The organism is Corynebacterium sp. HMSC055A01 (assembly GCF_001809405.1).
Classification (GTDB): Bacteria; Actinomycetota; Actinomycetes; order Mycobacteriales; family Mycobacteriaceae; genus Corynebacterium; species Corynebacterium hesseae.
On record NZ_KV797536.1, the window covers coordinates 1 to 12,549 of the forward strand.

Below are 12,549 nucleotides of genomic sequence, written 5' to 3' on the forward strand. Positions count from 1 at the left end.
GATGACGAAGAACAGGGGCCTAGCCCTCGTCGAATCAAACGGCGACACCACTCCAAACAGTCGGAAGGGAAAGAACCCAAGAACACACCCACCGTCGGAAAGAACGACGACCCCATAGCTCCAAGTGCCGAGCTCTACACTGACACCGTCGAAAAGAACGACGGGTAAAGCCCGTCGCTTGGGCAGAAATACCGAAGCCTTCCTACACGGCTCTTGCGTGTTAGGAAGGCTTGGGGAGGGGCAGGAAGAGTTATGCAGTCGTGTTGACCGGCTGTGTCTCGGGCTCGTCTGCGTCTTGGTCCTCGTTCATTATGTGTGAGACTCCGTTACCAGCAGCATCCCAGACGGCTTCGTCTTGAATGCCGGCGCGCTTGGCCACGATGGTGGCACACAGCGACTGACCGGTGACATTAACGGCGGTGCGGCCCATGTCAATGATGGGTTCGATGGCCAGCAAGAGACCCACGCCGGCGAGCGGAAGACCCAACGTGGAGAGCGTCAGCGTCAGCATGACGGTAGCGCCGGTCGTGCCGGCGGTTGCTGCGGAACCAATGACGGAAACGAAGATGATGAGCAGGTACTGGGTGAAGGAGAGATCAACGCCGTAGAACTGTGCAATGAAGATGGCGGCGATGGCCGGGTAGACGGAGGCGCAGCCGTCCATCTTGGTGGTAGCGCCCAGCGGGATGGCGAAGGAGGCGTATTCTCGGGGCACGCCCATGGCCTTTTCCGTAAAGCGCTGGGTAACTGGCATGACGCCCATGGAGGAGCGGGTGACGAAGCCGAGGGAGAAGACGGGCCACACGCGCTTGTAGAAGCCAACAACCGGGATCCGGTTGAAGACGAGCACGGCGGGGTAAACCACGAAGATGACGAGTGCAAGGCCCACATACATAGCGAGGACGAACTTGCCCAAGGAGCTGAGCGCATCCCAACCATAGGTGGCCACGGCTTTGCCGATAAGAGCGGCGGTGCCAATCGGGGCAAGGCGGATGATCCACCAGAGGACCACCTGGATGACCTTGAGGAAGGATTCGGTGAAGCGCAGGAAGGGATCGGCGGCTTTGCCAGCCTTGACGGCGGCGATTCCCAGCACGAGGGAAATGACAAGGAGCTGAAGGGCACCGAAGCTGAGGGAGATTTCACCGTCGCTCAGCGAAGCGGTGAGCCCGAAGAAGTTGGCGGGGACAAGTTGCTGGAGGAAAGCGGTCCAGGAGCCGATGTGGGATGGGTCGGCGGCGGTGGAAGCATCGACAGTTGTGCCTACTCCCGGCTTCATTACTAGGGCGACCAGAATGCCGGCAAGCACGGAGAAGAACGCCGTAATGGCAAACCAGACCAGAGTGGAGATCGCCAGCGAGGCTGCATTAGCCACCTTGCGCAGGTTGGCAACCGAGGTAACGACGGCCGCGAAGATGAGCGGCGGGACCATCACCTTGAGCAATTGGACGTAGGCGCCGCCGACGCCGGACAGGGTATCGGAGAGCCACTCGGACTCCATGCCGGAGGCGATGAAGCCGAGGATAAGGCCGATGATGAGACCGGCGATAACTTGGGCGCCAAAGCCGGTGGCCCAAGAGGGCAGCGTGCGGGAGGATGCACGAGAGGAAGTGTCTGACACGAGATTTTCCTTCTAGACAGTGTTGTATAGAAATGGACCATTTAGTTCGGTACTCTCGTACCGATCGGTTCACTTGAACTTATAACACCGTACGCTGCCCAGAAATTCCCCCGCAAATTATGGGATACGCTTGGTCCATTCATCGTTGAGGAATTTGGTGTCGACGAGGTGGCGGGCGGCGGCGAGGGAGTCGTCGGAAAGCTCGGCGTCGATGGCGCCATAGCGGGTGGCGAACTCGCGCGCCATGGTCTCGATGATCTCCTCGCGGGGCACGCCAGTCTGGCGGCGGAGCGGGTCGACGCGCTTCTTTGCGCTGGCAAGACCCTTGGACGAGACCTTGACCTTGCCGATGCGCAAGACCTCCATCATCTTGTCCGCATCGATGTCATAGCTCATCGTGGTGTGATGCAGTACCGCGCCCTTACGGCGCTTCTGGGCGGCGCCGCCAATCTTGCCGCCGTCCGAGGTGATGTCATTAATCGGCACGTACCATGCATTGACGCCAAGCTTGTTCAGCGCCGCGAGCACCCACTGGTCCAGGTATTCGTAGCTGGCCTCGTAGGAATAGCCGGCCACGAGCGACTCCGGGGCGTACAGGGAATAGGTCACGCAATTGCCACCCTCCATGAACATCGCGCCACCGCCGGAGATTCGGCGCACCGGAACAATGCCGTGCTTGTCGACGCCCTCCTGATCCAGCTCATTGGCATAGGACTGGTAGGAACCGAATACGACGGCACGATCTTCCCATTCCCAAAATCGGAGCGTGGGCCCGCGCTTTCCTTCAGCAACTTCGTTGAGGAGAACCTCGTCAAGTGCGACATTTACGGGCGTGGGGAGAACACCTGGGCGCAGGATCTCCCAGTGGTGGTCGGTGAAATCGGTGCCACCAGACAGCGCGCGCTTAACGGTGACGGCAAGGTGGTGGGTGTCAAAGCCGTGGAGAGCTACCGGGGCGTCAACGCGAGCCAGGGCCGCATCGAGGCGGGACTGGATCTCTTCTGTCGAGGTGGCGGTGGTGATGCCGACCAAGGCGGGGGCTAGTGCCTCATAGGCCTCCTCAGGCTCGAGGAAGAAGTCGCCGGAAACCTTCGCGGCAGTGACGGTGTTGTCGGTGTCTAAATCGAGGTCAACGACGAGCAACTTGCCGCCGGGGACCTTGAGCTCAAAGTGCTTAGTGTGGTTCATAGTTGTCAGCGTACTCAGCGGTGCTGTTCGGAGAGGCGGGGTAGTGGCAGCTGGAAAACGCTGGGGCAAGCAAGTAGGTTTAAGGTATGTCACGTTTTAGCCCACTGAACTGGCCCGTCGTGCGCCAGATCCGGAACAAGGATGCCTTCGGTCGCGATGTGTCTACGCAGTCGGCTAAGAGCGAAGATCTGCGCGGACGCACCGTAGACGCGGACCGCGTGGTGCAATCGGTGTGCCCCTATTGCGCGGTGGGCTGTTCCCAGCGCGTCTATGTCAAGGATGACAAGGTCATCCAAATCGAGGGCGATCCGGACTCCCCAATTTCCCGCGGACGTCTGTGTCCTAAGGGCTCGGCCTCTGAGCAGCTCATTAACTCCTCGACTCGCATCACCGCGATCAAGTACCGAGCACCCTATGCCACCGAATGGCAGGAGCTCGATGAAGAGACCGCGATGAACATGATCGCGGACCGCTTCGTGGAATCGCGCGCAAGGCACTGGGAGGACGTCGATAAGCAGGGGCGTCCCCTTAACCGCACGATGGGTATCGCTGGATTGGGCGGTGCGACGCTGGATAATGAGGAGAACTACCTCATCAAGAAGCTGTTTACTGCCACCGGCGCCATTCAGGTGGAAAACCAGGCGCGCATATGACACTCCGCCACCGTTCCTAGTCTAGGAACTTCGTTTGGCCGCGGCGGCGCAACCCAACCGCTGCAGGATATGGCGAATGCGGACTGCATCGTCATCGAGGGTTCTAACATGGCGGAATGCCACCCAGTGGGTTTCCAATGGGTCGTTGAAGCCAAGAAGCGCGGCGCGCGGATTATTCACGTTGATCCGCGTTATACGCGTACGTCTGCCTTTGCGAACCGCCACATCGGCATTCGCGGTGGCACGGACGTGGTACTGCTCGGCGCGATTATCAAGTACGTGCTGGATAATGACCTGTATTTCCACGATTATGTGGTGAATTACACCAACGCGGCGTCGATAATTTCGCCGGACTTTAAGGACACCGAGGATTTGGAGGGCCTGTTCTCTGGATACGACGCAGAGAAGGGCAAATATGTCACGGACTCGTGGCAATATGTCCAAAAGCCCGAGGGCTCTTCGTGGAACGTGGAGAAGGACATGACGCTGGAGGACCCGAACACGGTCTTCCAGATTCTCAAGCGCCACTACTCGCGCTACACCCCGGAGATGGTGGAGGAGACGTGCGGCATTTCGCCGGAGGACTTCTACTACTTGGCGGATTCCATTGCGCAGAACTCTAACCCGGAGCGCACAACGTGCTTTGCCTACGCTTTGGGCTTTACCCAGCACACTCTGGGTGCACAGTTCATCCGCACCGCGGCAATCCTGCAGCTGCTCATGGGTAACGTGGGCCGCCCCGGTTCCGGCATCATGGCGCTACGCGGGCACGCCTCGATTCAGGGTTCGACGGATATCCCGACCCTGTTCAACTCGCTTCCGGGCTACCTGCCCATGCCGCATGTGGACCAGGAAACCTGGTCGGATTACCTGGATTCTTTCCGCGCGGCGGACCAGAAGGGCTTCTGGCAATTGGGCGAGAACTACGCGGTCTCGCTCATGAAGTCCTACTGGGGCGATGCCGCTACCAAGGAGAACGACTGGGGCTTTAACCTCATGCCGCGCCTCTCTGGTGCGCACTCGACCTATGAGACCTTGCTGGCCATGCTGCGCCATGAGGTAGAGGGCTACTTTGTCTTCGGTCAGAATCCGGCGGTGGCGCAGTCCAACGGTGGTATGCAGCGCCGCGGTCTCGCTTCCCTGAAATGGCTGGTGGTACGCGACTTCCAAGAGATTGAGACTGCAAGCTTCTGGAAGGATTCGCCGGAGATTAAGAACGGCGAGCTGAAGACTGAGGACATCGCCACTGAGGTCTTCCTCATGCCGGCAGCTACCCACGTGGAGAAGTCCGGAACCTTTACCCAGACTCAGCGCATGGTCCAGTGGCGTTTCCAAGCGGTTCCGCCACCTGGGCAAGCGCGCAGCGAGGCGTGGTTCTTCTACCAGCTGGGCAAGAAGATTAGGGAGCGCCTCGCGGATTCAACTGATCCGCGCGACCTGCCAATCAAGTCCGTAACTTGGGACTACACCGAAGATGAACACGGCGATCCGAGCTCGGATGAGATTTTGCGGGAGATCAACGGTTACTATCTCGACGGCCCGAAGAAGGGGCAGCTCTTGCCTGCCTTTACAGAAATGCGTACCGATGGCTCCACCTCCGGCGGTTGCTGGATTTACACCGGTGTGTACAAGGACGGCATCAACCATGCTGCGAAGAAGGTTCCGGGTTCGGAGCAAAACGAGGTTGCTCTCGACTGGGGTTGGGTCTGGCCGGCCAATCGCCGCATCCTGTACAACCGTGCTTCCGCAAAGCCGGATGGAACTCCGTGGTCGGAGCGCAAGAAGTACATCTGGTGGGATGAAGAGCAAGGAAAGTGGGTTGGCGATGACGTGCCCGACTTCCCGTTGACGAAGCGCCCGGACTACGTGGCACCTGTCGACGCCATTGGCCCTGATGCCCTCGATGGCGACGATCCGTTTATCATGCAGGCCGACGGCCTAGGCTGGCTGTTCGCGCCGAAGGGATTGTCTGACGGCCCGCTGCCGACTCACTACGAGCCGCAAGAATCACCGGTACACAATGCGCTGTACAAGCAGCAGCAGTCGCCGACGCGTCTGACAATTAAGCGCGAAGACAACCTCTCCCGCCCGGAGCCGGGGGAGCGCGGTGCTGATGTTTTCCCGTTCGTCTTCTCCACCTATCGCCTGACGGAGATGTATACCTCGGGTGCGATGTCACGCCGCCTGCCTTATTTGGCGGAGCTGCAGCCGGGACTCTTCTGCGAGGTGGACAAGGAGCTGGCCGCCAAGCGTGGATTGGTCAACGGTGAGTGGGCCACCATCGTGTCCCCACGCGGTGTCATCGAGGCACAGGTTCTGGTAACGGACCGCATGGAGATGCTTACTATCAATGGTGAGGACTTCCACCAGATCGGTCTGCCGTATCACTACGGAGAATCGGAGACCACCGAGGTAGCCGGCGATGGCGCCAACGACCTGTTGGGCCTGACCCTGGAACCAAACGTATTCATCCAGAATTCCAAGGTGGGCGCGTGCGATATCCAGCCGGGCCGCCGCCCGCGTGGCGAGGCACGTCTTCAGCTCTTGCACGAGTACCAAGAACGAGCACACCTCACCGTGGACTCCGGCAACCGGATCCTGGATGTTGACGATGCCTTCAGCACTGAGAAAGCAGCTACCGAGGACAACACGGGTGATGATGCGACTGCTGGAAACGTCGCCGACTATGAAGGCAAAGAAAGCTAAGGAGGACCAATGGCTAATCTTTTGACCGAAAAGGCTGATAAGCACGGCTATGAGTCCTATCAGCGCATGGCTTTCTTTACGGATACCTCGATTTGCATTGGCTGCAAGGCCTGCGAGGTGGCGTGTAAAGAGTGGAACCGAAACCCGGTTGAGGGGTACGCGGTCACCGGTGACTCTTATGACAACACTGGTTCGCTGGGCGCCAATACTTGGCGCCACGTGGCCTTCATTGAGCAAAGCAACGAGCGTATTCAACAGGCTCGCGAGGAGGGACGGAAACTTGTTTCGCTAGGCATGCCCAAAGCTTCCGCCCCAAGCATGACCCCGGATACCGATGATTTCCGGTGGTTGATGTCCTCCGACGTGTGCAAGCATTGCACCAACGCTGGATGCTTGGACGTGTGCCCGACAGGCGCGCTGTTCCGTTCCGAATTCGGCACCGTCGTGGTCCAAGATGATGTGTGCAATGGTTGCGGGACATGCGTGGCCGGTTGTCCGTTCGGCGTGATTGAGCGCCGCGATGACGGCGGCGTGACGCTGAAGGCGGATAAAACGGCCACCGTGGACTACCAGGTTCCGGACCACGCGGGCGTAAACGTGTTGGCAAAGCTGAAGCAACTCAAGCCGCAGGGCCCCGACCATACACCGGGACAGGCCATGCCCATTAAGAATCTGGGCGTGGCCCAGAAATGCACCATGTGCTATGACCGCCTGAAAATTGGTGAGCAGCCTGCCTGCGCCAAGACCTGCCCGACGGACTCCATCCAATTCGGCCCCTACGAGGAGATGCTTGCCGCAGCGCGGGAGCGCGTGCGCGTCCTCCACGAGCAAGGGCTGACGGAGGCTCGTCTCTACGGAGCAAACTCGCAAGATGGTGTTGGGGGAACGGGATCAATCTTCTTGTTGCTCGACTCTCCTGAGGTTTATGGGCTGCCGCCGGATCCGCGCGTGCCCACGGCGGATTTGCCGCAGATGTACAAGACCGCAGCGAAAGCTATCGGAGGAATGGCGCTGGCTGTGGCCGGGGCATTCATGTTGGGAGGCCGCAAGTGAGCGAGTTTGATGAGTACCGCCCGCCGCAGGAGCCTAGGCGCAGGCGTGGCGGCGGCAAGAAGCGCCGGCGTGGACGAGTCGGAGCCGGCGCACAGGATGGTTCCAAAGAAGAGCGCATGGCCGAGGACTTCGAGTTCTCCTCGTATTACGGCAAGCCAGTAGTCAAGGCCCCGCCGTGGGAGTGGCCCATCGGCGGCTATTTCTTCCTCGGCGGCGTGGCCGGCGGTTCTGCGATGTTGGCCGCCGGTGCCCAGGCCACTGGGAACGCACCGCTGAAACGCTCGACGCGGTTGACGGCTTTCTCCGCGGCGTCGGTAGGTTCGGTCTTTTTGGTGCTGGACCTCGGCCGCCCAGAGCGCCTGCTCAACATGTTCCGCGTCTTCAAGGTGACCTCGCCGATGTCCATCGGCTCGTGGATCCTGGGCAGCTTCGCTTCCGCCGCGGCCCTGCCCGCGGTCGTGGAAGCGGACGAGCTGGTCGGTGGTGTGCTGCCGGAGCCGCTTCGCCGCCTCCTCAATAAGGCCGCGGGCCCAGCAGGCGCTGTCGCCGGCGTGCTTGGCGGACCGCTGGCGGGTTACACCGCGGTGCTGTTGGCCAACACATCAAACCCGACGTGGAATGACGCGAAGAAGCACCTGCCCTATGTGTTCGTGTCCTCGGCCTCGGCAGCGGCGTCGGGTGCTGTCATGGTCTTTACCCCGGTGGAGAATGCGGGCGCGGCACGAGCGCTCGGTATTACTGCCGCAGCGGCCGATCTGGCCGCGACCCGTGTCATGGAAGCGAACATGGAGCCTGAGCCTCTTCGCCCGCTGCACGAAGGCACGCCCGGGAAACTCATGAAGGCCTCTGAGGCGCTCATCGCCGCGGGTGGGGTGGGAACCGTAATCGCGTCGGCGACAAAGTCGCGCGCGGTGTCGGTGGTATCCGGCGTGGCGCTCATGGCGGGATCCGCGTGCACGCGCTTTGGCGTGCTCAACGCTGGGCTGGAGGCGGTGAAGGATCCGTCGACAAGCATTGGCCCCCAAAAGCGGCGCGCTGAAGCCCGCCGCAGGGCAGAGGGCCTCAGCCATTCGACGGTGACTAGCGGATAGAAATCCGTGCATCGCCCGGCACAGTCCGGCCAATGACTGGGTAGCCGGGAACCTCGCCGATGACGAGGAGTCCACCGGATGTTTGGGCATCGGCGAGGAAAATCAAGTCTTCCTCGCTCAAATCTGTGTCGAGGTGGGGGCGCACCCAATCCAGATTGCGGCGCGAGCCACCCGGGATGAAGCCATCCGCCAAGGCATCCTTGGCACCTTCAATCGCAGGAACAGCTGAGAAGTCCAGCTCTGCGCCTATACCGGAGGCGCGGCACATCTTGTAGAGATGGCCCAGAAGACCAAAGCCGGTGACATCGGTTGCCGCGCGCACCCCGGCCGCCACGGCTGCCGCAGAGGCATCCCGATTAAGCGCGGTCATGGAGTCCACCGCGGCCTGGGAGACCTCACCGGTGGTTTTGTGCTTGTTATTGAGGATGCCCACGCCAATCGGCTTGGTCAGCGTGATGGGAAGTCCAGCTTCGGCGGCGTCGTTGCGCAGGATTTTATCCGGGTGGACGATACCCGTGGCTGCCAAACCATAGGTGGGTTCCGGTGCAGTGATGGAGTGACCGCCGGTAATGGAGATGCCGGCCTGAGATGCCACGTCCATGCCGCCGCGCAGGACCTCGCGCAAAATGTCGAGACCAAGCACCTCGCGCGGCCAGCCAACCAGGTTGATGGCGGTAATGGGGGTGCCCCCCATGGCGTAGACGTCGGAAAGCGCATTGGCAGCAGCCACGCGGCCCCAGTCGTAGGGATCATTGAGCATCGGCGTGAAGAAATCCGCGGTAGAGATGACCGCCAGGCCGTTGGGGATGCGCACGGCGGAGGCATCGTCGCCGTCGTCAAGCCCGACCAGCACGTTGGGGTCTGCGGTGCCCACGAGGCCTTCCACAGCAGACTCGAGTTCTCCCGGGGGAATCTTGCAGGCGCAACCGCCACCGGCGGCAAAGGACGTAAGTTTAATGTCAGTCATAAGTCCTACTTTAGCCCCGTGTAAGGTGAGCAGACGGAGGCGTACGTGTCCTGGTGGGCGCCCCGGTCTTCAAAACCGGTGAGGCCGAGCATCTCGGTCTGGCAGGTTCGATTCCTGTCCGTCTCCGCCATGTGCGCAGCTAGGAGGAACTTTGATGACTGACCCCCGCCGCTTTATCCCGAAGATGGATGAGATCCTCCAGTACCCGGCGGTGCAGGATGCCCACCACCGCCTGGCACCGCACTCGGTGCGCGCGATCATCGACGCCGTGCTTGCCGACGCCCGCTCCGGCTCCCTCGCCCCCTCCCAGATTGAGGAGGAGCTGGCCGCCAGGCTCGATGCTGTGCAGCCATATTCCTTGCGCCACGTCATCAACGCCACGGGCGTCATCATTCACACGAACTTGGGCAGGGCTCCTTTACCGCCGGCTGCGGTAGATGCGCTAGTGTCCGCGGCATCGTATACGGACGTTGAGATGGATCTGGACAGCGGCCTGCGCTCACGCGATAGGGGCCGCGCGGCCGTTGATGCGGTATTGGCTGCATGCCCCGGCGCGGAGGATGCGCTGATAGTGAACAACGGTGCCTCCGCGCTGCTGTTGGCTACGGCGGCCTTGGCCCCTGGCAAGGAAGTCATCATCTCCCGCGGTGAGCTCATCGAGATTGGCGCGGGATTCCGCTTGCCCGAGCTCATCGAGTCCACGGCCACCCGCTTGCGCGAGGTCGGCGCTACGAACCGCACTCACCTGGCGGACTATGAGCGGGCGATGGGGGAGGACACGGGAGCCATCTTGAAGGTGCATCCCTCCAACTTCCTGATCAGTGGGTTCACTTCTTCGGTATCGGTTGCTGAGCTTCGTGCGCTCACCGACTTGCCGCTCATCGTGGATATCGGTTCGGGGTTGCTTAGACCAGATGACGCGCTGCCGGCAGAACCCTCCGCCAGCGAGGCTCTTCGCGATGGCGCCGACGTTGTCCTCTTTTCAGGGGATAAGCTGCTCGGCGGCCCGCAGGCCGGGGTGCTCGTCGGTGCAAAGGAAGCGATTACTGCGTGCAAGAAAGATCCGTTGGCGCGGGCGGTGCGCATCGATAAGCTACGGCTCAACGCGCTCGAGGCCTCTCTGTCCACGCCCTCCAACGCCGTGCAGGACGCGCTCCACATTGATCCGCAGCGCCACCGCGAGCGCACGGAGAAGGTGGCAGCGGCAGTTGGCGGTGAGGTCGTCGAACACGCCGGACGCGTCGGCGGTGGCGGGGCACCCGAGGTGCCGCTACCGGGGTGGGCCGTGGCGTTGCCAGAGGAGTTGGCACGGCCGTTGCGGTTGGGTGAGCCTCCTGTGGTGGCGCGCGTGAATCAGGGGCGCTGCCTGGTGGATGTGCGGTGTGTGCCGGAGGCACAGGATGCCGAGCTCATCGCGGCATTGCGGGCGGTGATCTAGGTGTATGTAGTGGCCACTGCGGGGCACGTGGATCACGGCAAGTCGAGCCTGGTCAAGGCGCTGACGGGGATGGAACCGGACCGCTGGGAGGAAGAAAAGCGGCGCGGATTGACCATCGATTTAGGATTTGTGTGGACGAGGCTGGGCTCGGGCGCGGACGTCGCATTTGTCGATGTGCCGGGGCACGAGAAGTTCTTGGGCAACATGCTGGCCGGGGTGGGGCCGGCATCGGTGGTTCTCTTTGTGGTGGCGGCCGATGAAGGCTGGCAGGCGCAGTCCACCGATCATCGTGACGCGTTGCGTGCCCTGGGAATCGAGCACGGCGTGGTGGCGCTGACTCGTGCTGATAGGGCTGATACTGCCCGCCGGGCAGAGGTCGCCGTACAGGTCAAAGCAGAACTGGCTGGAACAGCGCTTGCCGACGCCCCCATTGTCTACGTCTCCGCAAAGACCAGCGAAGGCGTGGAGAAGCTGCGTGCCGAATTGGATAGCGTGCTTGCTGCTATGCCCGCGCCGGATCCGCAGGCGCGCGTGCGATTGTGGGTGGATCGCGCCTTCAGCGTGAAGGGCGCTGGAACCGTGGTGACGGGAACGCTGGCGGCCGGGACGGTATCGGTAGGCGATGACCTTGAGCTCAGTGGGCAACGCGCCACGGTGCGTGGGGTGCACAGTGAGAACAGGGCAGTGGACAGCGCTGCACCCGTCACGCGCGTAGCGCTCAACCTGCGCGGGGTGGCTGCGGACCAGGTTCATCGCGGAGATGCTTTGCTTAGCCCTGGGTGCTGGCGTGTGCTCGGCACCGTGGATGTGCGGCGAACGTTCGGTACTGACATGAGCGAGCTTCCGCAGAACCTCGTTGTGCACATCGGCACCGCGGGAGTGGGCGCGCGGCTGCGGCCTTTAGGAGGTGAGTTCGCGCGTTTGACGCTGGAAAGCCCGCTACCACTTACTTTGCTCGATAGGTTTGTGGTGCGCAGTCCGGGCGGGCGGCACGTCGTGGCCGGTTTAGTAGTGGTCGATGTACACCCAGCTGAATTGAATAGGCGCGGCGATGCCAAGAAGCGCGCTGTTGAGTTAGAAGCTTTAGAAGCAACGAACCCGACCCAGTGGCTCAAGCGCTGTGGCTACGCGGAGCTGCGTGGTCTTGTGCGCGATGGCTTTTCTGTGGCAGAGAAGCCGACGGGAGTCATTGAGTTCCGCGAGTGGTGGATCGCCGCCAGCCAGGTCACTGCGTGGAAAAGGTCTTTGATTCAGGCTGTGGAAGCCCACGCCAAGGCGAATCCGCTCTCCCCGGGGCTAGCTAAGGCAGCGGCCATGGATGCACTGGGACTGACCGAGCCGGTCTTGTTAGGCCTAGCGGTAGCAGCTGCCAAGCTCGAGACAGTTGATGGCGTGCTGCGCATGCCCGGGCAGACCGTCGACCTTGGCCCCGCGGAGAGGGGAGTGGCGGAGCTTGAGCGGCGACTGCGCGAGGACCCCTTTGCTGCCCCGGAAGCGGAAGACCTCAAAGAGCTGGGCTTGGGCCCGAAAGAGCTGGCCGCTGCCGAACGCGCTGGGCGCCTGCTCCGGCTGGCTAACGGTGTGGTGCTTCTGCCTTCAGCTCCGCGCGAGGCACTCGCCGTGGTCTCACAGTTGGAACAGCCCTTCACCCTCTCGGAGGCACGCAAGGCACTTGGCACGACGCGCCGGGTTGCCATCCCTTTGCTGGAGCACCTCGACGCCACGGGTGCGACGCGCCTAGTCGACGGAAAGCGATTCGTGCGCGCGGCAGGGGCAAAGGAACCAAAGTAAAGGCACCATCTGTGGCCGGTTTTCGGAGAAAGCCCAGGCCA

General features: G+C 61.8%; 8 protein-coding genes and 1 tRNA gene. 6 read left to right on the top strand and 3 right to left on the bottom strand.

Annotation, left to right across the window (positions count from 1 at the left end; genetic code table 11):
* Window positions 1-250 precede the first annotated feature (250 nt).
* Together HMPREF2604_RS02125 and HMPREF2604_RS02130 are read right to left on the bottom strand one after the other, a co-directional pair.
* Window positions 251-1,621 carry a dicarboxylate/amino acid:cation symporter gene (locus HMPREF2604_RS02125; protein WP_070562809.1) on the bottom strand — a complete coding sequence of 457 codons (1,371 nt, stop codon included), beginning with the start codon at window positions 1,619-1,621 and terminating at the stop codon, window positions 251-253.
* Window positions 1,622-1,738: 117 nt separating this feature from the next.
* Window positions 1,739-2,809, bottom strand: coding sequence for a lipoate--protein ligase family protein (locus HMPREF2604_RS02130; protein ID WP_070562812.1), 1,071 nt, complete (start codon window positions 2,807-2,809; stop codon window positions 1,739-1,741).
* Between the two features lie 86 nt (window positions 2,810-2,895).
* Here HMPREF2604_RS02130 and fdnG point away from each other — a divergent pair, with 86 nt between their 5' ends.
* The 3 genes from fdnG to nrfD are packed head-to-tail and all read left to right on the top strand — an operon-like array spanning window position 2,896 to window position 8,312.
* Window positions 2,896-6,168, top strand: a complete 3,273-nt coding sequence (fdnG, locus tag HMPREF2604_RS02140) for a formate dehydrogenase-N subunit alpha (protein ID WP_246818360.1) — start codon at window positions 2,896-2,898, stop codon at window positions 6,166-6,168.
* A 9-nt stretch (window positions 6,169-6,177) separates the two neighbouring features.
* A complete protein-coding gene (locus tag HMPREF2604_RS02145; protein WP_070524873.1) occupies window positions 6,178-7,221 on the top strand; it encodes a 4Fe-4S dicluster domain-containing protein in 1,044 nt (347 codons plus the stop codon).
* Window positions 7,218-8,312, top strand: coding sequence for an NrfD/PsrC family molybdoenzyme membrane anchor subunit (nrfD, locus tag HMPREF2604_RS02150; RefSeq protein ID WP_070524875.1), 1,095 nt, complete (start codon window positions 7,218-7,220; stop codon window positions 8,310-8,312). Before HMPREF2604_RS02145 ends, nrfD begins: the two co-directional genes overlap by 4 nt.
* On the opposite strand, the gene selD is transcribed toward nrfD, so the two are convergent.
* The gene (selD, locus tag HMPREF2604_RS02155; protein WP_070524877.1) at window positions 8,302-9,279 is read right to left on the bottom strand and encodes a selenide, water dikinase SelD; all 978 of its coding nucleotides are present in this window, start codon (window positions 9,277-9,279) and stop codon (window positions 8,302-8,304) included. The two genes, nrfD and selD, sit on opposite strands and share 11 nt — an antisense overlap.
* A gap of 35 nt (window positions 9,280-9,314) precedes the next feature.
* Between selD and HMPREF2604_RS02160 the strand changes: the two genes are divergently transcribed.
* The 3 genes from HMPREF2604_RS02160 (at window position 9,315) to selB (ending at window position 12,508) form a co-directional block, all read left to right on the top strand.
* Window positions 9,315-9,409, top strand: a tRNA-Sec gene (locus tag HMPREF2604_RS02160).
* A 24-nt stretch (window positions 9,410-9,433) separates the two neighbouring features.
* The gene (selA, locus tag HMPREF2604_RS02165; RefSeq protein ID WP_210384654.1) at window positions 9,434-10,717 is read left to right on the top strand and encodes an L-seryl-tRNA(Sec) selenium transferase; all 1,284 of its coding nucleotides are present in this window, start codon (window positions 9,434-9,436) and stop codon (window positions 10,715-10,717) included.
* The gene (selB, locus tag HMPREF2604_RS02170) at window positions 10,718-12,508 is read left to right on the top strand and encodes a selenocysteine-specific translation elongation factor (protein ID WP_070562825.1); all 1,791 of its coding nucleotides are present in this window, start codon (window positions 10,718-10,720) and stop codon (window positions 12,506-12,508) included.
* Window positions 12,509-12,549 lie beyond the last annotated feature (41 nt).